Genomic DNA, 24,241 nt, shown 5'->3' on the forward strand with positions numbered 1-24,241 from the left:
ACAATGGCGACATGAGGCATGCCGATGTCGAACCCTCGATCACCGTCGAGAACCCCCTTGTTCGGTATGACGAGCCGATACGTGCCGCACTCCAAGAACTCAGCCGGAAATCCCGCTCCAGCGGTCGGTTCGAGGCGGGTCACGTACTGCCCGCACCGGGCGAGGACCTGACAAGATTCTTTGCGGCCTCGGACATCGCCATCACCGACCTCGGCGAGTACGCCGGGCACCGGCTGCGGTTGCTCGACCTCATGCGCAACGAGCGCACCCGCACCACCAAGACGTTCGCCTCGCGGTTGATCGTCGCCCGCGCGGTCGAGCACATTCGCCGGACCGGCGAGCGGATGATGATCGTCTCCCCGTCCTCAGGGAACAAGGCGACCGCGTTGCGCGACGCCGTGTCGGCGGCGCATGAGACGGGCCTGGCCACGCCGGAGGAACTGGCGATCCTGGTCGTCGTGCCGACGGCGTCCCGAGCCAAGTTGTGGTCCTCGCCGTTGGCCTCGGACGTGCAAGCACGTGTGCGCAATCCGGTGGCCGTCTATCACGGCGCGCGCCGCGACGAGGTCAAGACGCTGGCTGCGGGCCTGGTCGACGGCTTCGGCACAGAGATGTACAGGCGCTTCGGGGTGCGGTTGTGGTACACCCTCGACCTCGACAACTACCGAGTGGCAGACATCGTGCGGGCGTTCGTAGAGCAGGACTATCTGCCTCCTGCGAAGGAACGACTTCACGCACATGCGGTGTCCAGCGCGTTCGGGCTTCTTGGGCATGCTCTCGGCGCACGCCGATTGGCCGAGGAGGGGCATGGTGAGTCGACGGCGCGCTATTTTCTGGTTCAGCATCTGGACACGCCCGACATGGTGCTCAGCCTGTATTTCGGTTCTACAAGCCGACGATCACTGCCCACGTACACGTTGGATCATGCCAATGGGTTCTACCGGCAGGATACCGATCCACGATTTCCACTGACGACGTTTGCGCTGGACGAGATCCTCGATTCGACTTTCTACACTAGACAGCCGGCCACCTCAGCCGAGATGAACGCGCTGATCCGGTCACAGGGAGGAGGCGGAATCGTCGTGTCGCGACATGAATGCCTCCAGCGTTACTCGGCGCTACGAGAGGTGCTGCAGCCGGCCGGGTGCATCTTGCCGACTGTGCCGGATGATCTGCGCGAGTGGTCGCTGGTGATGGCGCTCACGGGCGTTCTCAATGGGATCGATCGTGGCCTGGTGAGCGAAACCGACATCCTCGTGCACGGCTCGGGCAGCTATCAGGTCACCGATTTCACGCCTGTCCCGGATGCGCACCTCAAAACCGTGGAAAGCATCGAGGACCTCGCAAAGGTCGCCGCTGACGCGGCGGAAGGAAAGAGCGTGTGAGAAGCCGGTCGCAGGCCTGACGGCCAGAAATTCCAGGATCTCGAGGCGGCCGTGATGGGAGTCATGGAGAGTACACGACGGTGGCGATCGCTGACAGGTTATGTCTGGTCACAGAGCACGAACCGGCACGTCGTCGCCACTCGCTCTTTCGTGGATACTCGGGTGTCGCCGTGGGCGACCGTGATATCGGCCGCCGGTGCCGACGCGCCGCGTATCGCCTACGTCGGTGCGCCGTACGGGATCATCAAGGTCCACCAGATGCTCGAGCAGCGCCGAGAGGCACTGGGAGCCGTCACGAGCGCCAGGGTGCGTGGCGGGGCGAACCGAACGGCCCTGCTGCGCGGTGGGTGGCTGCCCGATGCGGACCTCGTCGCGGTGGCGGGTTCCAGCGCGCAGGTTCGGATGCTGCCGCGACGATCAGCGTTGGTTCTGCCGTTCCGGCTCCATGTAATGGCGTACACGGGGGACGGCGAGGACGGCTGGCGAAGCCGGATCTCGAAGTCCGAACGACGCTGGTCCAACAGGCTTCACGAACTTGGGTCCTGGGCGCTGGAGGTGGCCGAGGACTCTGCGTCCTTCGACTACTTCTACGACCGGATGCATGTCCCGACCATGCAGGCCCGGCACGGCGAGCGCGCGCGCAGTGAGTCGCGGGATACCGCGCGAGAATGCCTGTTCCGCCATGGTGTCCTGGCGTTCGTGACTCACCGGCGAAAGCGTGTGGCCGGCATGGTATGCCGGTGGGAGCCGGCCGAACGTCTCCTTATCATCCGGATGGTCGGAGTCCTGGACGGCCTGCGGGAGCATTATGAGAACGGCGCGCTGCGCACCGCCGACCACCTGCTGCTGGAATGGGCCGGCAGAATGGGAGTACAGCACGTCGATTTCGGCGGCACCGAGCCCTTCCTGAGTCAGGGCATCTTCCGGCTGAAGCGAAAGCTCGGGTCAAGGGCGATCATGGCGCGCAACCACTTCGGCAGCCTGCGGCTGTGGTGGCATGCACGTCGGGACACCCCCGCGGTACGCGACTTCCTGGTCGCCAACCCCGTGGTGGAGCTCGTGGACGATCATCGCCTGCGCGCGGTGTACTTCCATGACGAGGGACGGCCTCCCCGCCTCGACCTCGCACGGACACGAGAGGGCATGGACGGCTACCGCACCCTGGATCTGGACGAGTTCTTCTCCCACCGATCACAGCCGCTTCGCGCAAGCTCGGAGAGTGCCGACGAATGACCACCGTAATGAGGCCGCACGCCGGGAGCACGCCATGGTTCGGCCGCTGGGAGCAGCCACCGGACATCGGATTGGAACCCGAGCGGATCGCTGAAATCATGCGGCACGAACTACGTGACCTGCGCCTCCCGGTGTTCCCGCTGGCGCTGCAACCGCTCGTCCTGCCGATGGAATCGTTCTGGGAATTGCTGCGAGCCACCGCTGACCTCCTGGTCCTGCTGCGCAAGGAGATGTTGCACACGGCCAAGGACCGCAATGGCCGAATCGCGGCGCTGGGCATCGATCGTGCGGACTGCCCGATGTTCGTTCCCGACGACGACTTCGAGTTGCGCCACTGCGCCGACATGGCCCGGGCCGACGTCGTCATCGGAGTGAACGGGCCTAAGTTCATCGAGTTCAACGTCGGCGGTGCGTTCGGCGGAATGGCGGACTTCCATGCCTATCAGAACGCCTGGCGGCGGATCAGGGAACGGGCGGGTCGGCCTTCCTTCGTCGGCGTGGACGTCTGGGCCAGGCTCGCCACGCTGGTCGAGCGGACATGCGCCGAACTCGGCGTGCCACCATCAGCGGTAGTCGTCGACCACCTCGGTGACTGGGATCCGACGAATACCCTCCGCACCCTGCGCTTGCAGGTTGACGGGCTACGGGCGCACGGGATTCGCGCGCGCCACCTGGAACTGGACGAACTGCTGGACGGGATCGGCCTGCCCGGACCGCTGCGTGAGCCGCTCGGCCTCGGCGAGTTCGATCTCGAGGACGCGCGGGAGGTGGGTTGTGACATCAGCCCGGCGCGGGCCGCGCTCGACGCCGGCTTCCGGCTGATCCCCTCACAGACGTCCTGGTTGCTGCATTCGAAGAAGACTCTCGCCCGATTGTCCGAGGGACCGCCGTGGCTGACCGCCGAGGAACGCGAACTGGTCGACCGCTACGTGCCGTGGAGCAGAACGATGGGGGCGCGTACCGTGCGATGGCGAGGGCGCCGCCACGACCTGCCCCGCCTGCTGATCGAGCATCAGGAGTCGTTCCTCCTCAAAGGCGCCACCGGTTGCGGAGGCAAGGAGGTCGTTTTCGGCGCACGCACCGAACCGGACGACTGGGCACGAATGATCGAGCAAGGGGTCCGTACCGGCTATCCCATCGCCCAAGAGGTCGTCGAATCAGATACCCACCCGGTGGACGTGATGCTCGAGTCCGGCGAGATCGTGCGAGTCGCCGCGAACTCCGTGGTCAGCCCGTTCTGCCTGGGTGGCGCGCCCGCGGGTTGTCTGGCCCGATTCGCCCCGGCCGACAGGCCCGGCGTGGTCCGCTGCGCCGACGGCGCCGTCCTCACCTGCCTGCTCGCAGGGGAATGAGAGGAATCACTGATGTGCGGTGTGGTCGGCTGGCTGGACTTCTCACGGGATCTCACCCGAGAGCGGGACGTCCTGGCCGCGATGGTCGAGACGATGCGCGACCGGGGCCCCGACGGTGCCGGGGAATGGATCGGCCCGCACATCGCGCTCGGTCAGCGCAGGCTGGCCGTCATCGATATCGACGGCGGCGGGCAGCCGATGGCGGCCACCGCGGGCCCGCGACGGCGACCTGTGGTGCTGGTCCACTCTGGTGAGGTCTACAACTTCGGCGAGTTGCGCGCCGAGTTGGCGGGGCTCGGTCACGAGTTCACCACCAGGTCGGACACCGAGGTCGTGCTGCGTGGATACCTCCAATGGGGGGCGTCCGTGGCCGAGAGGCTCGACGGAATGTTCGGCTTCGCGATCTGGGATTCGACGCGCGAAGAGTTGCTGCTGGTACGTGACCGGCTTGGCGTGAAGCCGCTCTACTACGTGCCGTTGCCGGACGGTGTGCTGTTCGCCTCCGAGCCCAAAGGGCTGTTCGCCAATCCCTTGTTCCGGCCGGAGGTGGACGAGCAGATGCTGCCGATCCTGCTCAACCCGAAGCTGGCCCTGCCGGGGGAGACGCCGCTGCGCGGGCTTCATGAGGTGAAGCCGGGGCACGTCGTGCGCATCGGCCGAGATGGCTGCCGCGAGTATCCGTACTGGCAGTTGGTGAGCAGGGAACATACCGACGACCTGCCCACGACCGTGAGCAGCATCCGCGAACTGCTGGAAGACGTCGTCCTCCGGCATCTCGTAGCGGACGTCCCGGTCGGGTCACTGTTGTCGGGCGGGCTCGACTCCAGCGTGTTGACGGCGCTGGCCGCACGTGCCCACGGCGGTCCGCTGAACAGCTTCGCCGTCCAGTTCGCTGGTGATGGGACGGATTTCCGGCCGACGGCGCTGCGACCGGAGCAGGACGCGCCGTACGCCAGGCTGACCGCCGAACACCTGGGGACGGACCATCACGACGTCGTGCTGGACCCCGCAGCGGTGGCCGGCGGGATGGATGCGCCGCTGCGGGCACGGGATCTGCCGACCCTCGGACAGTTCGACTCCTCCGCCTATCTGCTTTTCAAGGCGGTACGCGAGCAGGTGACCGTGGCGCTTTCCGGCGAGGCCGCCGACGAACTGTTCGGTGGCTATCCCTGGTTCCACAACCCGGAGATGATCTGGCGGCAGACCTTTCCATGGCTGGGCGACGCACCGAGGCTCGCCGATTGCCTCGCCCCGGATGTGCGGGCGAGGACCAAGCCGCACGAGGCCGAGCGGGATCGGTACGCCACCCTGCGTGCCAAGGTCCCCCGGCTCTCCGGCGAGGATGGCCTCGACGCCCGGATGCGGGAGGTGCTGTTCTTCAGTCTGCACGGCCCCCTGGCGTATCTGCTGGACGCGGCCGACCGGATGAGCATGGCGGTCGGTCTCGAGGTGCGCGTGCCATTCTGCGATCACCGCCTGCTGGAGTACGTCTGGAACGTTCCGTGGTCGATGAAGGTCGTCGACGGCCGGGAGAAGAGCCTCCTGCGGATGGCCGCGGGCGACTTGGTGCCGGCCAAGGTGCGCACCCGCCCCAAGTCCGGCTATCCGGCGATGCACGACCCGGCACATGACGCCGAAGTACGCCGCGCGGTACAGGCGTTGCCGAACGACACCTCATCGCCGCTGTACGGCTTGCTGGACGGCGACCGTGTCCGCGAGATCGCGACCGGCACCGACAACACCGTGACCCATGTCAGTGGAGCACACGTCCTTGTTCCGCTCCTGGAAGTGGACCGATGGATGCGGGCATACCGGGTCGGCCTGCGGTGAACGTGACATGACGCTGCCTGCACGACTGGGAGTTCTGGTGCTCCCCGAACACACAGGGCCGGACGGCGTCCAGGTCTGGAAACGAGTGGAGCGCCTGGGGGCACACCACGCGTGGACATACGACCATCTGTCCTGGCGATCGTTGAGGGGTCGACCATGGTTCGACGCGATGACCACGCTCGCCGCGGCCGCCTCCGTCACCGAACGGATCGGTTTGGGAACCCTCGTCTCCTCGCCCAATTTCCGGAATCCGGTGACGACCGCGATCCAGGCCATGACCATCGACCACATCAGCGGGGGGCGGTTCGTCTTCGGCATCGGCAGTGGGGCGGCAGGATCGGACGTCACGGCTTTGGGTGGACCGATGCTGTCGCCCGAGGAACGGGCCGACCGTTTCACGGAATTCGTCACACTGACCGATCAAGTCCTGCGTCACGGGAAGGCAGAGTTCCGTGGCCGGTACTTCACGGCGCGGGAGACCTCAGTGACCCCCGGATGTGTGCAGCGGCCGCGGATGCCGTTCGCGATCGCCGGTACCGGCCGCCGTGGTATGCGGTTGGCCGCCGAATTCGGCGAGATCTGGGTGACCATCGGTGCGACGGAACACCCCGGCGTGCAGCCCGAGGCCGACGCGTTCCGTACGCTACGGTCGCAGCTCGGGCGGCTCGCCGCGGCCTGCGAGGAGGTCGGCCGTGACCCTGCCGACCTGCGCAAGCTGGTCAACCTCAGCCGGATCGTGGCTGATCCCTACTCATCCGTGGACCGGTTGGGCGACCTCGTAGGGCGTTGCGCGTGCCTGGGCTTCACCGATGTGGTGGTCGCCTACCCCCGGAGCGAGGGCGTGTTCGCAGGCGACGCCGCCATGTTCGAGAAGGCGATGAGCGCGCACGCGGACGGCTAGCGACGGCCGCGCCGAGTGCTCGGCGAGTGGGCGCTCCCGGCGGCGGTTCGTCGGGGGATAGAGCGATCCGTCCCCTCACCCTCCCCTCGTTCACCGAGACTTTCGTCCTCGTCAGATCGCGCGGTGCATGATGTGCAGCCCGACATAGCCCTTCGTCGGGTGCCGGAAGCCCTCGGGCAATGTGCCCAGTACTTCGAAGCCGAGGGCCCGGTACAGCTTCACCGCCCGCACGTTCGTCTCCACGACCGCGTTGAACTGCATCGCGCGGTAGCCTGCCGCACGCGCCCACTCCAACGTGTACTCGCACAGCGCACGTCCCACGCCCCGCCCGGCATGCGCGGGATCGACCATGTAGCTCGCACTCGCGATATGCGACGCGTTCCCCAGGTGATTGCGATTCATCTTCGCCGTACCGACGATGGCGCCCGAGTCGTCCACCGCGACGACCGTCCGGTCGGGAGCCGGTAGGAGCCACCAGTCACGCCCCTGGTCCTCGGCGAGATCCGTCGGATAGGTGAAGCTCTCACCCGCAGCGACGATCGAGTGAAAGAAGGGCCAGATGGCAGGCCAGTCGTCCGTGGCGGCTTCCCTGATCAGCATGCGGACAGGATGCCCGCACGGGCGCGGGTCCTCCAACGCTTTTCCGCTTGCCGACGGTCGGAGAACATGAGGCCGGGCCACGCCACGAAGCTCCGGCGGACAGCGCTCACAGGCCGGCGCCGCCCGTCGCGTCGATGACCCGTCCGGTCACCCAGCGCGCGTCGTCCGAGGCGAGGAAGGCCACGATGTCGGCGATGTCGTCCGGCTGCCCGACCCGGCCCAGGGCGGCCAGGGACGCGGCGTGCGCCTCGGCCTGCGGGTTGCCGCGAAGCCAGGAGGCGTTGACGTCGGTGTCGACGATTCCGGGCGCCACCGAGTTCGCCGTGATGCCGCGGGGACCCAGCTCCTTGGCGAGGTTGAGGGTGAAGGTGTCGAGCGCGCCCTTGGTGGCGCCGTAGGCGATGATCTCCGGCATGGCGAGGGCGGCCGCGCCGCTGGAGATGTTGATGATCCGGCCGCCGTCGCGCAGGCGGCTCAGTCCCTGCTGCACGATGAAGAACGGCGCGCGCACGTTCACGGCGAACACCTCGTCGAACTCGTCCTCGGTCAGCGCGGACAGCGATGAGCTGCGCCCGATGCCGGCGTTGTTGACGATGATGTCGAGCCTGCCGTCCGGCGCGTGGTCCCCGCCCTCGGCGTCGAAGGCGGCCCACAGGCGGGCCGCGTCGCCGTGCCGCCCCAGCTCCGCGCGCAGCGCGAAGGCCCGGCCGCCGTCCTTCCGGACGCGCTCGACGGTCTCACCCGCCGCCGTCTCGTCGCGGGCGTAGGCGACGGCGACGGTCGCGCCGTCGCGGGCGAGCCGTTCCGCGATGGCCCGGCCGATGCCCCGGCTGCCTCCGGTCACCAGCGCGACCTTGCCCTCAAGCGCTCGTACCGCCATGGCTGGATACACCCTTCCTTTTTTGAGGGATCACTCAATAAAGAGACCGTAGCACGGCTTATTGAGTGATCGCTCTAAAATGAGGGGTGTGAGTGGAGCAGGCGCGAAGCGCGGACGGCCGCCGGCGTTCGACCGTACGGAGGCCCTGGCGGCCGCCACCCGGTTGTTCTGGGAGCACGGCTACGAGGCGACCTCGATCGGCGAGCTGACCAAGGCGATGGGCATGCGACCCGGGAGCCTGTACGCGGCCTTCGGCGACAAGAAGGGCCTGTTCAAGGAGGTGGTACGGACCTACGGGCGCTCCCCCGTCGGCGCGTTCATGGGCACCGCGCTGGAAGAGGAGCCCACGGCGCGGGGGGCGTTCCGCCGCATCCTGCGCGAGGCGGCGGCCGTCTATCCCGACCCGTCGCACCCGGCCGGCTGCCTGACCATCAGCGCCGCGACCAACGTCACCGTCCAGGACGCGGAGGTGGCGGCGTTCCTGCGGGACCTGCGCAACGCGAACCTGGCCACCTTCGAAGCTCGCCTCAGAACCGCGCAGCGCGACGGCGAACTGTCCGCCGCGGCCGATCCGCGCGCCCTCGCGGCGTACTTCGCCGCGGTCATCCAGGGCATGTCGCAACGCGCCCGGGACGGCGCCACGGCGGCGGAGCTCACCGAGACCGCCGAACTGGCACTGGCGGCGTGGCCTCGGGAGAAGGACTGATCACCGTCCTGCCTCGACACGGGTGGTCGGACGCAGCAGCGCCACGGCAAGGAACGAGGTCAGGCCCAGGATCACGGCCGCGATGGCGGCGACGGTCGTGAAACCCTGACCGTAGGCGTCGCGCGCGGCGCGGCGCAGGACCTCCCCTGTCGTGGCGTCCAGCCGGCCGGCGACCTCGACCGCGGCCCCGATCGACTCACGGGCCGTACGCTGCTCGCCCGTGGACAGCCCGGCGACCGACGGCAGCACGGTCCGGTACGTCGCGGCCAGAACGGTTCCGAGAACGGCGACTCCCAGGCCCGCTCCCAACTCGAACGAGGTCTCCTGGATGGCGGCCGCCTCGCCGGCGCGTCGTGGGTCCGCGGCGGCCGTGATCAGGTCCGCGCCGAGCGTCATGACGACCCCCGCGCCCGTGCCCGCCGCGACCATGGTGACCACGACCACGCCGTACGCGGCCGGTCCCGAGCCCGCCAGGAGGGCCAACGTCGCGAGCGCGGCCGCGAACAGGGCGAGCGCGCCGGAGACGGCCCACCGGGCGCCGACACGGCGCGCCGCCCAGGGCGCCAGCACGGCGCCCACCGCGTTGGATCCGGCCAGCGGCATCAGCGCGAGACCGGCCCTCAGCGGCGAGTGGCCGCCCACCCACTGCAGCCACTGGGTGAAGAAGAACAACATGGCGGTATAGCCGCCGAAACAGCTGATCACGCAGATGGTGGCGGCGGCGACCCGCCGGTCGGAGAGCAGCGAGAGATCCAGTAGCGGCTGGGCCAGCCGCCGCTGCCGCACGACGAACGTCGTCAGCAGCGACACCCCGGCGGCTCCGATGACCGCGACACCCACGCCGACTCGCAGATGCTCGCCGACCTGCTTCAGCGCGTACACCACCCCGGCCAGGCCGGCGACCGACAGCGCGACGCTGGACAGGTCCCAGCGGCGTGGCGCGGGATCCCTCGACTCCGGCAGGATGAGCGCCCCCACGATGAGGATGACCACGACGATCGGGACGTTCACCAGGAAGACCGCGCCCCACCACCATCGCTCGACCAGCGCCCCGCCCAGCAGCGGTCCGACGGTCGCGCCGACGCTGTGCGCGGAGGTCCAGATCCCGATCGCGAGCGTCCGTTCACGGTCATCGGAGAAGACGACCCTGATGACGGCCACGGTGGAAGCCATGATCATCGCTGCCCCCACGCCGAGGAGCGCCCGCGCGAGAATCAGCTCGACGGCGGTCGTGGAGAAGGCGGCGGTGGCCGATGCCACGCCGAACAGCGCGAATCCGCCCAGCAGCAGGCGTCTGCGACCGATGCGGTCCCCCAGCGTGCCGCAGGTCACCAGGAGCGCCGCCACCGTCAGCGAGTAGACGTCGACGATCCATAGGAGTTGCACGCCGCTGGGATGCACCTGCCGTGTCATCTCCGGCACGCTCACGTGCAGCACGGTCAGGTCGATCCCGCACAGCAGCAGGCTCGTGCAGGCCACCGCTAGGATCATCCAGCGCCGCCGATGCGCGATGGCCGCACTGTCGCTCCCGCTCGACGCGGTTCCCAGCACCCCGTTCAGGCTCATGGCAGCACTATGGGTGTCTAGTGCGTCGGCGGAAAAGTACGGTCTTTTCTGTGACGTAGTGTCGTTCTGTATACCAATGGAGGGTGTGGCGATGCGCGGCGACATCGACGCGACCGCGGACCACTGCGCGGTCGAGATAGCGATGGAGGTTCTCGGTGGCCGGTGGAAGCTGGCGATCCTCAAGCAGCTCATGGGCGGCACTCATCGCTTCGGTGAGCTGAAGCGCGCCATGCCCGGGATCACCCAGCGGATGCTCACCCGCCAGCTCCGGGAGTTGGAGGCCGACGGGCTGCTCGTACGCACGGTGTACCGCGAGGTGCCGCCGAAGGTGGAGTACACGCTGACCGACACCGGCCGAAGCCTGGAGGAGATCACGAACACCCTGGACCGGTGGGGACGCTGGTATCGGGACACCGCGCGGCGGCCGACCTCGGCGGCCACCGACAAGGTCGACGAAGCGTAACCTGTCGGCGGCCGCCGAATACGAAGCCCGCCGTGCCGTACCCGGCCGAGCGCGGCGGGTGGCCGGTCAGGCGGCGGGAGTGGGTTTGACGTAGGTCACCGCGACGTTGAGGTAGGTCGCGAGACCATAGTCGTGGCCACGGATGGCGAGCAGGTTGCAGCAGTCCAGGTAATTGGCCGGAACGACGACGTTGATGGCGCCGGCGTTGCAGTTGCCGCTCTTGACGGTCTGGAGGAGATGACCGTTGAGATAAACGCTCGCGTCGTTGTCCACGGTCCCTTGGATGCGGACCTGTTGGGCGTCCCGCGGGATGTGGACCCAGTGGCGTACGAGGATGTCCGTGTTGACGGCCCAGTGGGTCTTGACGTCCGTCGAGTTGTTCCACTTGCACGTGCCGTTGACGGTCCCGAAGCCCTCCTGGCCGGAGGGCCAGCCGCTGTCGTCGAAGCTCCGGTCGGCGAAGAGGGGCTGGTTCGCCGCCGGGGGCACCTGCAGGTACGTCCAGTCGGTGCTGTTGTAGCCGAGCGCGGTGACCGTGGTCTGCCGCTTCGCGACCGGTGAGGCGGACGCGGGAGCCGTGGCGGCCAGGGTCATGGCGGCCAGCAGCGAGCCGGCCGCAAGGCCCACGGGCAGAAAGCGCAAGGACTTCTTCGACATGAACAGCCTTCCGTCGATTGTGCGGAAACGTCGTGATCCGGCTGGTGGCTCCAGGCCGACGGTCATTCCTGCATGGGTGACGTCGGCGGTCCGGCCGGCGTGAATCGAGGAGAGCGAATCATGTCGGCGACGGCGGCGAACGGATCCGCTGTCGCGATTGGCCGATCTTTGCGCGGAGGAGGGTCCGCGCTGGAGGTCGATTCATCGCGTCCCCACGGAACACCCGGGTCGGAGCGGCCGCCATGCCGAGCGGTAACCTGCGCGCCTGATCAACCTCAGGGGGAGGCGGCACTCGCGATGTTCAGGCGCTTGCGGCGGCGGATCGGCGGTGCGACGGTCGACGTCGACGCGCAGGTGCTCTCCGGGCTCGTCCGTCCGGGCGAGAGGTGCACGGGACATGTCGGCCTCAGGGCCATCGACCGCGAGGCGCGGATAGAGGCCCTCCTCCGGCGTCAGGCGACGATGGCCCAGACCTGGACGTCGCGGTGCTCTCCCGCGAGGTGGAAGGCCTTCCGGTGGGTGCCCTCGAGGGTGAAGCCGAGGCGGCGGGCGACGGCGATGCTGGCCTCGTTGCGGGGGTCGCACCGCCACTCGACGCGGACCATCCCGCGCACGTCGACCGCCCAGTCGATGAGCACGCGGCAGGCGCGGGTGATCAGGCCCCGGCCGCGGACCTCCGGCTCCAGCCAGACGCCGATCTCGCAGACGCGCTGTGCCGCGTCGAAGGCGCGGTAGATGACACCACCCCGCAGCACGCCCGCCACGTAGACGCCGAAGATCCGCCCGGCGTCGGCGGCCTGGCGATCGGCGTAGACCTGCAGGTGGGCGCGGGCCGACTCCTCGTCCACGACGGTGTAGGCGAACGGGATCCACGGCTTGAGCGCGTCGCGGACCCGATGGACGTGCGCGGCGAACTCGGCCGCCTGCCACGGCTCCAGCGGGCGTAGCTCCGCGTCCTCTCCCAGCGCTCGGCTGAACATCGAACGGACGGCCGGGTCAGGCCGGAATGGCGCGGATGAGGACCAGTGATCCGTCGAGGTACGGCTGCCGGCGCAGGGCGCCGTGGCGCTCGTCCCAGGCCCCGGACTCCAGGTCCGTCCGGAGGCGCTCCACGTACTGCTCGCCCAGCGCCGGCTCGACGAAGCTCCACGCCGAGCAGGCCTGCCGTGCCCCGGGATCGAGCAGGCGTTCCGGCCGCGCGTAGTACGCCTCGTTGAAACCGTCGGTGCAGTCGGCGGGGATGGGCACCCGTCGCACCGACGCCTCGCCGCCCAGCACCTCGGTGATCTCACCGACCGACGGGTACCGACGAGCCTCGGTGTCCAGGACGAGCGGCGCGTACTCGTACAGCCAGAAGTCCCGGACCCGGTCCGGGTCGCAGGTGAGGATGACGACGGGACCGCGCGCGACGCGCCGCATCTCCCGCAGACCGGCCTTCAGGTCGCTCCACTGGTGCACGCTGAACGTGGTCATCGCGGCGTCGAAGCCGTCGTCGGGGAACGGCAGGTCCTCCGCCATGGCCTCCACGGCGGGCGGCAGGTGGGCGGGCCGCTGGGCGCGCATGGACGCCGACGGCTCGACCGGGGTGACGCTCGGAGCCACGGACTCGTACGACCCGGCGCCCGCACCCACGTTGATCACCGTTCGCGCGTCGCCGAGCGCGTCGGCGATGACCCGCGCGATCCGGTCGTCGGGCCTGCGGTAGTCGGTGTAGCCCGCCCCGATCGTGCCGTAGTCCGCGTCCCCCGCGCTGCCGTCCGTTCTCCGTGCGCTCATGATCCTCAAGGTTCCCAGACAGACGGCCGCTCCGGAAACGCCCCTCCTCGATCACCCGATCGACGCCTCTGCTACGCCTGGTGTGCCGGCAGGCGGGAGAGGTTCCGCCCGCCTGCCGGCACGGCCGGTGCGACCGATCAGTAGTAGATGCAGGGCTTGCGCGGTGTCACCTTGGGGCCCGGCCAGTAGCCGTTGATGGTGACGGAGCTGACGACCCCGCACCATTTCTGCTTGCCCTTCTTGTTGTTGACCTTGTAGACGATGTCGCACCAGTTCCTGTTCAGGTTGCAGGCCCGCCCCTTGGATTTCGTGATCTGCCCATTCATCGAGCCGTTGACCCAGACCGTCAGGGCATGGATGTGCTTGCATTCCACATAGGCGCGGAATCTTATCTTCGAGCCGGCGGTGACGCTCGCGTACGTTCGGCAGCGATCGGTCTTGTACCCGGTGTACTTCTGCGGGGGCTTGAACCAGGGACCCCAGGAGTCCTTGCTGGGCAGACTGGCCGAATGCACCGCACCGGTGTTCTCGGCGGCCGACGCCGTCGAGGCGAACGCCGTCATCAGTGTGAGCGACATCGCTCCGATCACAAGCGACTTACCGAACATTGGAGATTCTCCTTTCCGCCGCCGACCGAGCCAATCGACCGAACGGCGATGAGCCACGCGCGCCATCCGAGGAAATGGCGAACTAGAAGCACTCTCCAGGTGGCGTGATCGGCGCTCAAGCTGATTCGGACTCCCCCGAATAAGGACGATCCCGCAGGAGCCTCGCGCGGAGCCCCACCCAGGACTCGCGGGCGGATACCGCAGACGATGAGCCTCGGTCGGCGGCCGGCCACGGAGGCGGGCCCGGCGCCGTCGCGCACCGGGTTTGGGTAACGTCACGTGCGTGCGGCTTCACGTGGGATGCGCGATGTGGACCCATGCGCCATGGCAAAGGCGTTTCCTGCCCCACCCGCTCGCTCCTCAGGAGCGGCTGCGGGCGTACGCGACGTGGTGCAACGCGGTCGAGGGGAACACCACCTTCTACGCCGTTCCGGCGCGGGACACGGTCGAGACCTGGGCACTGCAGACCGACCCGGAGTTCCGCTTCGTCCTGAAGCTGCCCAAGTCCATCACCCATGAGCGCCGCCTCGGGGACGTCGGCGCGGAGGTGCGCACCTTCCTGGGCGCGATCGAGCCGCTCGGGCCGCGCGCCCATGCGCTGTGGATCCAGCTTCCGGCGGCGTTCGCGCCGGCCGACGTCGAGGTCCTGGCGGGTTTCCTGCGCCGGCTCCCTCCCTCCTACCGGTACGCCGTCGAGGTCCGCCACCGGGCGTTCTTCGAGGACGGGCGATCGGCGCGGCTCCTGGAAAGGGCGCTCGCGAGCGTCGGGGCGGAGTGGATCCCGTTCGACACCACGACGCTGTTCCAGAGCCCGCCCACGACCGACATGGAACGGGATGCGTGGACGAAGAAACCGCGGGTGGCGCGGCGGACCGTCGCCCTCACCGACCGGCCGATCGTCCGTTACCTGGGCCGGGACTCGACGGACGAGACGATCGAGGGCTGGCGGGGATGGGTCGGCCGGGTCGCCGAGTGGCTACGGGAAGGTCGTTCGCCGACGGTCTTCATCCACACGCCGGACAACGCGGACGCGCTGCTGCTCGCCCGCCGGTTCCACGACGACGTACGGGCCCGGCTGCCGGAGGTCGAGCCGCTTCCGGAGCCGGCCCGGGCACCCGCCGAACCGCCGACCCTTTTCTGACGGGCGGCCTGGCCACCGGTACGAAACGCAATTACAGAAGGCATACTCAGTGAGTGTGGACGTGCTCTTCGATTCCCCCGTCGTGCGGGTGCGACAACCCGGCAAGATTCTCCCCACCCAGGCGAAGTACGAGATTCTCGACGACAAACGAAAGCGCCTGGCGTTCGCCGAGGAGACCGACCGGCGCACGCGTGTGCAAATGCTGAAGGCGACCCTGCCCACCGCGCCGCCGCCGGACGCCCGGATCCTCACGGTCACGGGCGCCGACGATCAGGCGATCCTGGTGCTGACCAGGCATCCGGACGGGCGGCTCGCCGAGGTCCACCGGCCGGACGGCGGCCTGGTCGGCCGGATGCGCGCGACCGGGACGACCCGTCACTACTCGCTCACCGACGACCAGGGCCAGGTCGTGGCGACCGTCGTCGGCGAGCTGTCGCTCAAGCATTTCCAGGTGACCACGCCCCCCAAGAACCGGATCGCGCGCATCAGCAAGACCTGGGCGGGGCCGGTCAAGGAATGGCTCACCCCGTCCGACCACTACAAGGTCGAGTTCACCGGCCCGGCACCCGAGCCGGCCCGCACCCTGATCGTCATGATGGCGATCGTGCTCGACCTGGCCCTGTACGGCCCGATGTGAGGCTCAACGCGCCGACCCCGCCGCCACGAACATGGGGACGGCGAGGAACAGCCGGTCCGCCGCCGCGCGGTCGGCCTGCTCCGCGCACCAGACGTCGGCCTGCTCGCCGGTGACGGCCCCGGCGGCGTCGGCCGCCCGGGCGAGCCCCTGGAGCATGGGCAGCATCGCCGCACCCGTGAACACGGCGGTCCGTACCTCGGCGGTGACGTCCGCGAACCCGGCGTCGAGCAGGAGCCCGCGGAAGCGCCGGGCGGCGCGCGGCGAGGGGATCGTGTCGGCGCGGGCGTGCACGATGGTCCGGGTGAGCCCCGGGTCGTCGGAGTCGATGAGGAAGGCGTCCCAGTCCTGGCCGGTCAGCACGATCCGCCCGCCCGGCGCGAGCACGCGCCGGGCCTCGGCGGCGGCCCGCGCCGGGTCCGGCAGTTCGTGGTACACCTTGTCCGCGCGGTAGCCCGCCAGCTCCCCGTCGCCGAACGGCAGGTCACAGGCATCGGCCAGGCGGACGTCCGCGCCCGGCCACCGGCGCCGCGCCACGTCGAGCATCCGCTCGCTCACGTCGACGCCGATCGCGTTCACTCCGCGCTCGCGCAGTTCCGCGACGGCACGGCCGGCGCCGCACCCCACGTCGACCACGGAGGCGTCCGGGGCCGGCTCGAGCAGCTCGTACGAGCGGGTCCGCAGGTCGGCGACGCCGGGCAGGGCGTCGGCCGTGTCGAGGGCGCGGATGAGGGCGTCGATGTCGTCGATCTGTTTCGTGGACATGCGCGCCATGGTGCGACTTAATGTCGGCATGAAGTCAAGCGGCTCGATGAGCATCGGTGAGGTCGCCGAACGCTTCGGCCTGGCGACGCACGTCCTGCGGCACTGGGAGTCGATGGGCCTGCTCGAACCCGTCCGGGCGGCGGGCGGGCGCCGCCGCTACACGACGGACGACCTGTACCGGGTCGCGATCATCCTGCGCGCCAAGGAGGCGGGGCTCGGCCTGGAGGACATCCGCCGGATGCTGGCCGTACGGCGACCGGCCGAACGACGGGCGATCCTGGAGGGACACCGGCGTGAGCTGACCGAGCGCATCGCCCGGGAGCGGGCGTCCCTGCGGATGATCGAGGCGGCCCTCGACTGCGACCACGAGGACTTCACCCGCTGCCCCCATTTCCAGGCGGTCCTGACCGAACGGCTCGCCCCGACCGGCACGCCCGGACCCGGCGCCGGCCGTTGAGGGAGATCAGGCCCGCGACGCGTCTTCTCGTGCCGAAGACGCTTCTCGGGACGAGCGCGACCTCGTTCCCGTCACGGTGAGGGCGAACGCGAGCGCGGCCGCGCCGGCGCCGACCGCGAAGGCCGGGCGGAAACCCGCGTGCCCCGCGATCAGTCCGCCGACTGGTCCGGCGGCGAGGATGCCGAGGTCCCAGAACGAGGTCATGGCCCCGACCGCCGCTCCGGGCGTCAGCGCCCCGGCCCGATGCAGCGTCAGCTTCGTCGTCGCGGGATAGATCAGCCCGAGGCCGACGCCGGTGACGGCCACGGCGAGCAGCGCGACGGTCTCCGATGCGGCATTGGCGAGCAGGACCAGGCCGCCTGCCTCGACCAGCAGCACACAGCGTGCGGCGGCCAGCCCCCCGTACCGGTCGATCAGCGGGCTGCCGACCGCACGCGTGAGGAGGAACGAGACGGAGAACACCGCCAGACCGGCTTCCCTGCCACCGACGCCGGGAGTGGCCAGGAACAGTACGAGCAGCGCCGTGAGAGTGCCGTATCCGTACGCGGCGAGCCCGAGCATCGCGCCGGGTCCGCCGACGCCGGCCGGGATGAGGTCGCGCCGCCCACGGATGGACAGGGGCGCCTTGGGCCCGGACGGGCGGCGCGTCGAGGCAACCAGCAGGGTCGAGACGATCGGCAACGCGACCACGGCCGACCACACTGCGGCCGTCCCGCCGGCCGACGCCGCAGCGGCGGCCAGCAGAGGGCCGGCCGAAAGGCCGCCCCACATGGACAGACCGAACCAGCCGGCGATCCGCGCACGGCGCGAGGCGTCGACCCCGGTCAGGACCCAGGGCAGGCAACCGGAGAACAGCGCCGCCTCGCCGACGCCCATCACCAGGCGTGCCAGCAGAAGTGTCCCGACGTCGGGCGCGAGCAGGTGTCCCACTCCGGCGACCGTGGTCAGCACACCGCCCGCCATCACGATCGGGCGGGACCGGCCGGCGTCGGCCGCGCGCCCCGCGAACGGCCGGGCGACGGCCGTCCCAGCGAAGGCGAGCCCGACGACGATGCCCACGGTGAACGCAGGCTGGTGGAAGCGATCGGACACATAGATCGGCAGTTCTTGGAGGGTGGCGCCGAGCGCGAGGTAGCCGCAGAGGACGGCCAGCCAGAGTCGCGCGACCGGCACCCGATCGCCATTTGTCACGACGCGACAGTACCGATCAGTACTACGACAGTACAAGTCGGTATTGTCAGTCGCGCGGGCGGCTACGCTCGGGAACGTGATGACCGAAACGCTCAGCCCTTCACAGCAGGCCACGCGCGCCAAGATCCTCGATACGGCGGCACGGCTCTTCTACGAGCGGGGGGTTCACGCGGTGGGCGTCAACGAGATCGTCGCCGAGGCGAAGGCGTCCAAGCTCAGTCTCTACCGCTACTTCCCGTCCAAGGAGCGGCTCGTCGCGGCGATGCTCACCGAGCACAGTGACCGGATCCACGATTGGCTCGTCCGCAAGACCGCCGACGCCCCGGCCGGGCCGGAGCGCGTCCTCTCGGTGTTCGACCTGCTGATCGACTGGTTCGCCCAGCCCGGTTACCACGGCTGCACGGTCGTGAACACCGTCACCGACACCCGCGCCGATCCTGCCATCGCCGCCATCGCCCGTCGTCACCTGGCGCGGTACCGGCGGCTGCTCGAATCCCGGATCCAGGAGGCCGGCCTCACCGACGCGCCGCGGTTGGCGAGGCAGTTGCTGCTGCTCATCGAGGGCGCGAGCGTGGTCGTCTCGATCGAGGATACGACGGACGCCGGCGCCGACGCACGCGCCGCCGCGGACCGGCTCCTGGCAGCCGCGCGCCGGCAGGGCGGACACCCGACCGCGCGATCATCCGGGTGACCACATCCGGCGTTCCCGCCCCCGGCGGCCGACCGCGATGCTCCGTCAGCCGCCGGTGGCCTTGGCGGAGCCGGCCCAGATGCCGCGGACGTGCCGCAGGTGGTGGCGCATCAGCGTCTCGGCGCCCTCGACGTCGCCGCGGGCGATGACGTCGAGCAGGGTCAGGTGCTCCCGTGCCGAGGGCAGCAGTTCGCCGCGCTCGGCGAGCTTCGGCACTCCGTACAGCCGGGAGCGGTGCCGCAGCTCGCGCACCACCTCGACGAGCTGGGCGTTGCCGGCCAGGGCCAGCAACTCCAGGTGGAAGGTCTGGTCGGCCTCGATGTAGGCGAGGATGTCGCGGCGTTCGGCGGCATGGACGATGGCCTCCGCCATCGGCCGCAGCCTCTCGACCCCACCGGGCGAGGCCGCGACCCGGCCGACGGTCGGCACCTCGATGAGCGCGCGGACCTCGGTGATGTCGTCGAGGTCCCGGTCGGACAGCTCGGTGACCCGGAACCCCTTGTTCCGGACGACGGTGACCAGGCCCTCCTTGACCAGGTCCAGCATCGCCTCACGGACGGGGGTGGGCGAGACGCCGAACCGCTCGGCCAGCGCGGGCGCGGAGTAGATGACGCCGGGCCGCATCTCCCCGGCGACGAGCGAGGCACGCAACGCCTGCGCGATCTGGTCGCGGACGTTCTGCCGCGCCCCCAGCGGCGGCAGATTCAGCTCACTCATGCCCCATCCTTCCTGAGCGCAGCCACGGTGACGATCCTCCCAGGGCGGTGCCGCGACCTGTGCCCGGCCCTCCGGCGCGCCCCGGCGTCGTGGGCGGTCCGGGCGGACCGCCCACGACGCCGGGGCAGGCTCAGGCGACGCCGCCGAGGTAGGCCTCGACGACGCGGGAGTCGGCGGCCAGGTCCGCGGCCGGGCCGTCGAGCACGCAGCGGCCGTTCTCGATCACATAGCCCCGGTGGGCGATCTTGAGCGCGGCCTTGGCGTTCTGCTCGACGAGCAGGACGGCGGTGCCGGCCTCGTTGATGTCGCGGATTACGTCCATGACCGCCGCGACGATCAGCGGGGCCAGCCCCATCGACGGCTCGTCGAGCATCAGCAGCCGCGGCCCGGCGACGAGCGCCCGGCCGATGGCCAGCATCTGCTGCTCGCCGCCGGACAGGGTGCCGCCGTGCTGGGCGCGCCGTTCGGCGAGCTTGGGCAGCAGGGAGTACGCCCGGTCGACGCGACGGGCCAGCTCCTTGGCGTCGCGCACGAGGTAGCCGCCGAGCAGCAGGTTGTCGTGCACGGTCAGGGTGCTGAAGATCCTGCGCCCCTCCGGCACGTGCACCAGACCACGTCCGACGATCTTGGGCGGCGCCGCGCGGGTGATGTCGTCGCCCTCGTACACGATCCGTCCCGCACCGGGCCGTACCAGCCCGGACACGGCCGACAGCGTCGTCGTCTTGCCGGCGCCGTTGTTGCCGAGCAGCGCGACGATCTCGCCCTCGCCCACGGTGAGCGACAGCCCGCGCAGGGCCTGGACCCCGCCGTAGCTCACCTCCAGGTCACTCACCTCGAGCACCGCCGACCTCCTCTCTGGCCGCCTCGACCTCGGCCTCGTCGGCGTCCCGCCCGAGGTACGCCTCGATCACCGCCGGGTCGCTGCGGACCTGTTCGGGCGGCCCGTCGGCGATCTCCCGGCCGAAGTTGAGCACGACGACCCGGTCGGAGACCTCCATGACCAGGCCCATGTCGTGCTCGATCAGCGCGATCGCGATGCCGAGGTCGCGGATCCGCCGGATCAGGTCGAGCAGTTCGGCCTTCTCGCCGTGGTTGAGCCCGGCCGCGGGCTCGTCGAGCAGCAGCAGCTTCGGGCGGCGGGCCAGCGCTCGGGCGATCTCCACCCGGCGCTGCTCACCGTACGGCAGGTTCCGTACGAGCCCGGTCCGGTCGCCGCGCAGGCCGACGAAGTCGAGCCACTTGTTCGCCTCCTCGGTGCCCTCGCGCTCGCTGCGGCGGTACCGGGGCGTGTGCAGCAGCGCGTCGACGACCCGCTGGCGCAGCCACAGGTGCGTGCCGGCCCGCACGTTGTCCAGCACCGACATCTCGCCGAACACGCGCAGGTTCTGGAACGTCCGGGAGACGCCCCGCGAGGCGATCAGCGAGGGCCGCCGCCCGGTCACGTCCGCGCCGTCGATCCGGATCCGGCCCGCCGTGGGCTTGTAGAACCCGGTGACGCAGTTGAACGCCGACGTCTTGCCGGCGCCGTTCGGGCCGATCACCGAGACGATCTCGCCCGCGCCGACGCCGAACGACAGCCCGTCCACGGCCAGCACGCCGCCGAAGGACAGCCGAAGGTCCTCGACTTGCAGCATCACCGCTCCCTCGATCGATGGGGCCACAGTCCCTGCGGACGAGCGATCATCACGATGATCAGCAGCACGCCGAAGGCGAAGAACCGGTAGTCGGCCAGGCCGCGCAGCACCTCCGGCAGCAGGCTGATCACGATCGCGCCGAGCACCACGCCGGGCGTCGAGCCCATGCCGCCCAGCACGACCGCCATCAGCACGAGCGCCGACTGCAGGAACGTGAAGCTGGCCGGTGAGATCGCCGAGAGCTGCGCCGCGAACAGCACGCCGGCCAGGCCGCCCCAGACCGCGCCCGCGATGTAGGCGGCCAGCTTCACCTTGTACGTGTTGATGCCCATCGCCTCGGCGGCGTCCTCGTCCTCGCGGACGAACCGCCACGCCCGGCCGATCCGGGACCGGCCGAGCCGGGCCGCCAGCAGCACGGCCACGGCGACGATGATCAGCACGGCGTAGTAGAAGACGACCTGGTTCGACGAGGCGTCGCCGAACAGCCCGGGGATGCCGTAAATGCCGGATGGTCCGCCGGTGATGTTCAGGTTGTTGGCGGTGATCCGGATGATCTCCCCGAAGCCGAGCGTCACGATCGCCAGGTAGTCGCTGCGCAGCCGGAGCGTCGGGCCGCCGATGATGACGCCCGCGATCACCGTCACGATGACGACCGCCGGGACCGTCGCCAGCAGCGGGATCTTCAGCTCGGTGGACAGCACGCCGCTGGTGTACGCGCCGACCGCGAAGAACGCGGCGTATCCCAGGTCCAGCAGGCCGCAGTAGCCGACGACGATGTTCAGCCCGACGGCGAGCATGACGAAGACGACCGCGCTGGTCATCACGTCCATCGCGTACGGCGTGGCGATGACGAACGGCGCGAGCAGCCCGATCGCCAGGCCCGCCCAGCCGAGGTGCCGGCTCTCCAGGAACCGCGTGATGAACGTCGGGCCCCGGCCCTTCACCGGCTTGACCGGCGGATCCTGCACTGTTTCGGTCATACGCGCTCCGTGACGCGTTCGCCGAGCAGGCCGGTGGGCCGCACGGTCAGGAACAGGATGAGGAATCCGAACGCGAAGACGTCGCGCCACTGACCGCCGACGAAGTGTGTGCCGAACGACTCCAGCAGGCCGAGCAGCAGGCCGCCGAGCATGGTGCCCGGGATGTTGCCGATGCCGCCGATGACCGCCGCGGTGAACGCCTTGAGCCCGATGATGAAGCCCATCAGGAAGTCGATCTTCCCGTAGTAGCCGCCGGCCATGACGCCCGCCGCCCCGGCGAGCGCCGAGCCGATGAAGAAGGTCCGCGAGATCACCTTGTCGACGTCGATGCCCATGAGCAGGCACGCCTTCGGGTCCAGCGCGATGGCCCGCATGGCGCGGCCCTGCCGGGTCCGGGTGATCAGGATGTTCAGCGCCACCATGAGGACGACGGAGACCGCCATCAGGGCGATCTGCTGCCAGGTGACGCGGGCGCCCAGAACGTGCAGCGCCGTGCCGTCGAGCCGGACCGGGTACACCTTCGGGTTCGGCCCGGCGACGATGCGGGTGCCGTACTCCAGGGCGAACGACGCCCCGACCGCGGTGATGAGAAGGGACAGGCGGGGCGCGCCGCGCAGCGGCCGGTAGGCGACCCGCTCGATGACGACGCCGGACAGGCCGGTCGCCACCATCGTCAGGATCAGCACGACGAACAGGGCGACGAGAGAGGAGGACTTCACCAGTCCGCCCATCGCCCCGAGCATCGCGAACCCGCTGAACGCGCCGAGCATGTAGAGGTCGCCGTGGGCGAAGTTGAGCAGCTTGATGATGCCGTACACCATGCTGTAGCCCAGCGCGACCAAGGCGTAGAACGAGCCGACGAACAGGCCGTTCCAGATCAGCTGTGACATTGGCAGGGGCCTACTTCAGCGCGTCCTGGAGCACGAACTTGCCGTTCTTGACGACGAGGATCACGAAGCCGCCGCTGGTGAGCGTGTGCCGGTCGGTGAACTTCAGCGGGCCGGAGAACAGCTGCAGCCCGTTGATGCCCTCCAGCGCCGTGGCGAGCTTGTCGCCGTCGGTGCCGCCGGCCTTCTTGATGGCCTCGGCCGCGACCCGTACGGCGTCGTAGGACTGGGTGGAGTACGGGCCGGGGTCGGCGCCGAACTTCTGCTTGTAGGTGGCGATCCAGCTCTCCGCGCCCTGGATGGTGTCCGGGGTCTGGGTCATGGTGGCGTACGCGCCCTCGGCGGCGGTCCCACCGGCGATCTTGACGAGCTTGGCGTCCACCGAGCCGTCGGCGACCATGAACTTGCCCTTGTACCCGGCCTGCCGGAGCTGCCGCAGGATCAGGCCGCCCTCCTGGTAGTAGCCGGTCCAGTAGATGAAGTCCGGGTTCTTCCGAAGGACGTTCGTGACGTTCGCGGAGTAGTCGCTCTCGCCGGGGTTGACCGCGTCCAGGGTCGCCTTGTCGGGGCCGCCGGGCTTGTCGAGCTCGGCCGCGGTGCGCACCGCGATGTCCTTGGAGTAGGACGTGTTGTCGTGCAGGAGCGCGACCTTCTTGGCGCCGCTCTTGGTCATCCAGGTCATCGCGGCGATGGCCTGCTGGTCACCGGTGCCGTTGACGAAGAACACGTGCTTGAGCTTCTGGTCGACCAGCTCGGTCGAGTTGGCCGCCGGGATGATCATCGGGATCTTGCGGCGGTCGAAGACCGGGAGCGTGGGCAGGGTCGCGCCCGAGCAGTACCCGCCGACCGACACCGCGACGTTCGCGGCGACCAGCTTGTTGGCCGCGGCGACCGCCGTCTTGGGATCGCAGGCGTCGTCCTCGGCGCGCAGTTCGAGCTTGCGGCCGAGCACACCGCCCTTCGCGTTGATCTCGTCGATCGCCATCTGGGCGCCGTTCTTCATGTACGGGCCGATGTCGGCGCTGCTGCCGGACAGGGGGATGTCCATCCCGAGCAGGATGGGGCCCTTGTCCTTCTTGCTGTCGCCACCGAGCACGCCCTGGCCACAGGCCGAGGCGGTCAGAGCGGTCGCCGCCAGTGCGACGCCGAGCGCTGCTTTCCTCATGGGGATCTCCGATATGTGAGCG

Annotated in this window: 26 protein-coding genes; 11 read left to right on the forward strand and 15 right to left on the reverse strand. The window is 69.6% G+C overall.

Features of this window, described 5'->3' with window-relative positions; translation table 11 throughout:
* Positions 1-11 precede the first annotated feature (11 nt).
* The 5 genes from ABD978_RS31890 to ABD978_RS31910 all read left to right on the forward strand — a co-directional run bounded on the left by ABD978_RS31890 (position 12) and on the right by ABD978_RS31910 (position 6,701).
* A complete protein-coding gene (locus ABD978_RS31890) occupies positions 12-1,385 on the forward strand; it encodes a DUF6002 family protein (RefSeq protein WP_345363091.1) in 1,374 nt (457 codons plus the stop codon).
* A 162-nt stretch (positions 1,386-1,547) separates the two neighbouring features.
* Positions 1,548-2,618, forward strand: a complete 1,071-nt coding sequence (locus ABD978_RS31895; RefSeq protein ID WP_345363093.1) for a hypothetical protein — start codon at positions 1,548-1,550, stop codon at positions 2,616-2,618.
* Positions 2,615-3,970 (forward strand): ATP-grasp domain-containing protein, encoded by a 1,356-nt coding sequence (locus tag ABD978_RS31900; protein ID WP_345363097.1) that lies wholly within the window; start codon positions 2,615-2,617, stop codon positions 3,968-3,970. Before ABD978_RS31895 ends, ABD978_RS31900 begins: the two co-directional genes overlap by 4 nt.
* A gap of 12 nt (positions 3,971-3,982) precedes the next feature.
* Entirely contained in the window at positions 3,983-5,800 is a 1,818-nt protein-coding gene (asnB, locus tag ABD978_RS31905) for an asparagine synthase (glutamine-hydrolyzing) (RefSeq protein WP_345363099.1), read from the forward strand.
* Positions 5,801-5,807: 7 nt separating this feature from the next.
* Positions 5,808-6,701 carry an LLM class flavin-dependent oxidoreductase gene (locus tag ABD978_RS31910; RefSeq protein WP_345363101.1) on the forward strand — a complete coding sequence of 298 codons (894 nt, stop codon included), beginning with the start codon at positions 5,808-5,810 and terminating at the stop codon, positions 6,699-6,701.
* A gap of 111 nt (positions 6,702-6,812) precedes the next feature.
* Here ABD978_RS31910 and ABD978_RS31915 read toward each other — a convergent pair whose 3' ends face one another.
* Together ABD978_RS31915 and ABD978_RS31920 are read right to left on the reverse strand one after the other, a co-directional pair.
* Positions 6,813-7,301 (reverse strand): GNAT family N-acetyltransferase, encoded by a 489-nt coding sequence (locus tag ABD978_RS31915; RefSeq protein WP_345363103.1) that lies wholly within the window; start codon positions 7,299-7,301, stop codon positions 6,813-6,815.
* A gap of 106 nt (positions 7,302-7,407) precedes the next feature.
* Positions 7,408-8,181 (reverse strand): SDR family oxidoreductase, encoded by a 774-nt coding sequence (locus ABD978_RS31920; RefSeq protein WP_345363105.1) that lies wholly within the window; start codon positions 8,179-8,181, stop codon positions 7,408-7,410.
* Between the two features lie 88 nt (positions 8,182-8,269).
* Between ABD978_RS31920 and ABD978_RS31925 the strand changes: the two genes are divergently transcribed.
* Complete coding sequence (locus ABD978_RS31925; RefSeq protein WP_345363107.1) at positions 8,270-8,887, forward strand: TetR/AcrR family transcriptional regulator; 618 nt, start codon at positions 8,270-8,272, stop codon at positions 8,885-8,887.
* On the opposite strand, the gene ABD978_RS31930 is transcribed toward ABD978_RS31925, so the two are convergent.
* Positions 8,888-10,453: an MFS transporter gene (locus ABD978_RS31930; RefSeq protein ID WP_345363109.1), complete on the reverse strand. Its 1,566-nt coding sequence runs from the start codon at positions 10,451-10,453 to the stop codon at positions 8,888-8,890.
* A 91-nt stretch (positions 10,454-10,544) separates the two neighbouring features.
* Between ABD978_RS31930 and ABD978_RS31935 the strand changes: the two genes are divergently transcribed.
* Complete coding sequence (locus ABD978_RS31935; RefSeq protein ID WP_345363111.1) at positions 10,545-10,916, forward strand: winged helix-turn-helix transcriptional regulator; 372 nt, start codon at positions 10,545-10,547, stop codon at positions 10,914-10,916.
* 66 nt (positions 10,917-10,982) lie between these two features.
* Here ABD978_RS31935 and ABD978_RS31940 read toward each other — a convergent pair whose 3' ends face one another.
* The 4 genes from ABD978_RS31940 to ABD978_RS31955 all read right to left on the reverse strand — a co-directional run bounded on the left by ABD978_RS31940 (position 10,983) and on the right by ABD978_RS31955 (position 13,927).
* Complete coding sequence (locus ABD978_RS31940) at positions 10,983-11,573, reverse strand: hypothetical protein (RefSeq protein ID WP_345363113.1); 591 nt, start codon at positions 11,571-11,573, stop codon at positions 10,983-10,985.
* A gap of 452 nt (positions 11,574-12,025) precedes the next feature.
* Positions 12,026-12,553: a GNAT family N-acetyltransferase gene (locus tag ABD978_RS31945; RefSeq protein ID WP_345363115.1), complete on the reverse strand. Its 528-nt coding sequence runs from the start codon at positions 12,551-12,553 to the stop codon at positions 12,026-12,028.
* Between the two features lie 16 nt (positions 12,554-12,569).
* Positions 12,570-13,349: a class I SAM-dependent methyltransferase gene (locus ABD978_RS31950; RefSeq protein WP_345363117.1), complete on the reverse strand. Its 780-nt coding sequence runs from the start codon at positions 13,347-13,349 to the stop codon at positions 12,570-12,572.
* Between the two features lie 137 nt (positions 13,350-13,486).
* A complete protein-coding gene (locus ABD978_RS31955; protein WP_345363119.1) occupies positions 13,487-13,927 on the reverse strand; it encodes a hypothetical protein in 441 nt (146 codons plus the stop codon).
* Between the two features lie 313 nt (positions 13,928-14,240).
* On the opposite strand from ABD978_RS31955, the gene ABD978_RS31960 reads away from it, so the two are divergent.
* On the forward strand, positions 14,241-15,098 hold the full coding sequence (locus tag ABD978_RS31960) for a DUF72 domain-containing protein (protein WP_345363121.1): 858 nt from the start codon (positions 14,241-14,243) through the stop codon (positions 15,096-15,098).
* 61 nt (positions 15,099-15,159) lie between these two features.
* The gene (locus tag ABD978_RS31965; protein ID WP_345363123.1) at positions 15,160-15,735 is read left to right on the forward strand and encodes a phospholipid scramblase-related protein; all 576 of its coding nucleotides are present in this window, start codon (positions 15,160-15,162) and stop codon (positions 15,733-15,735) included.
* A 3-nt stretch (positions 15,736-15,738) separates the two neighbouring features.
* Here ABD978_RS31965 and ABD978_RS31970 read toward each other — a convergent pair whose 3' ends face one another.
* Positions 15,739-16,497, reverse strand: coding sequence for a methyltransferase domain-containing protein (locus tag ABD978_RS31970; protein ID WP_345363125.1), 759 nt, complete (start codon positions 16,495-16,497; stop codon positions 15,739-15,741).
* Between the two features lie 28 nt (positions 16,498-16,525).
* Between ABD978_RS31970 and ABD978_RS31975 the strand changes: the two genes are divergently transcribed.
* A complete protein-coding gene (locus ABD978_RS31975; protein ID WP_345363127.1) occupies positions 16,526-16,954 on the forward strand; it encodes a MerR family transcriptional regulator in 429 nt (142 codons plus the stop codon).
* A 6-nt stretch (positions 16,955-16,960) separates the two neighbouring features.
* Here the strand turns inward: ABD978_RS31975 and ABD978_RS31980 are convergent, their stop codons facing one another.
* Positions 16,961-18,145 (reverse strand): MFS transporter, encoded by a 1,185-nt coding sequence (locus ABD978_RS31980; protein WP_345363129.1) that lies wholly within the window; start codon positions 18,143-18,145, stop codon positions 16,961-16,963.
* A 79-nt stretch (positions 18,146-18,224) separates the two neighbouring features.
* On the opposite strand from ABD978_RS31980, the gene ABD978_RS31985 reads away from it, so the two are divergent.
* Entirely contained in the window at positions 18,225-18,836 is a 612-nt protein-coding gene (locus tag ABD978_RS31985; RefSeq protein WP_345363709.1) for a TetR/AcrR family transcriptional regulator, read from the forward strand.
* Between the two features lie 45 nt (positions 18,837-18,881).
* Here the strand turns inward: ABD978_RS31985 and ABD978_RS31990 are convergent, their stop codons facing one another.
* From ABD978_RS31990 to ABD978_RS32015, 6 genes are all read right to left on the reverse strand, one after another.
* Positions 18,882-19,553 (reverse strand): GntR family transcriptional regulator, encoded by a 672-nt coding sequence (locus tag ABD978_RS31990; RefSeq protein WP_345363131.1) that lies wholly within the window; start codon positions 19,551-19,553, stop codon positions 18,882-18,884.
* A gap of 130 nt (positions 19,554-19,683) precedes the next feature.
* The gene (locus ABD978_RS31995) at positions 19,684-20,394 is read right to left on the reverse strand and encodes an ABC transporter ATP-binding protein (RefSeq protein ID WP_345363133.1); all 711 of its coding nucleotides are present in this window, start codon (positions 20,392-20,394) and stop codon (positions 19,684-19,686) included.
* The gene (locus ABD978_RS32000) at positions 20,378-21,187 is read right to left on the reverse strand and encodes an ABC transporter ATP-binding protein (protein WP_345363135.1); all 810 of its coding nucleotides are present in this window, start codon (positions 21,185-21,187) and stop codon (positions 20,378-20,380) included. Before ABD978_RS32000 ends, ABD978_RS31995 begins: the two co-directional genes overlap by 17 nt.
* Positions 21,187-22,167: a branched-chain amino acid ABC transporter permease gene (locus ABD978_RS32005; protein ID WP_345363136.1), complete on the reverse strand. Its 981-nt coding sequence runs from the start codon at positions 22,165-22,167 to the stop codon at positions 21,187-21,189. The genes ABD978_RS32000 and ABD978_RS32005 overlap by 1 nt, the downstream gene beginning before the upstream one ends.
* Positions 22,164-23,057: a branched-chain amino acid ABC transporter permease gene (locus ABD978_RS32010; RefSeq protein WP_345363138.1), complete on the reverse strand. Its 894-nt coding sequence runs from the start codon at positions 23,055-23,057 to the stop codon at positions 22,164-22,166. Before ABD978_RS32010 ends, ABD978_RS32005 begins: the two co-directional genes overlap by 4 nt.
* A gap of 10 nt (positions 23,058-23,067) precedes the next feature.
* Complete coding sequence (locus ABD978_RS32015) at positions 23,068-24,219, reverse strand: branched-chain amino acid ABC transporter substrate-binding protein (RefSeq protein WP_345363140.1); 1,152 nt, start codon at positions 24,217-24,219, stop codon at positions 23,068-23,070.
* Positions 24,220-24,241 lie beyond the last annotated feature (22 nt).

Origin of the sequence: Actinoallomurus liliacearum, assembly GCF_039542035.1 — a bacterium.
GTDB classification, from domain to species: domain Bacteria; phylum Actinomycetota; class Actinomycetes; order Streptosporangiales; family Streptosporangiaceae; genus Actinoallomurus; species Actinoallomurus liliacearum.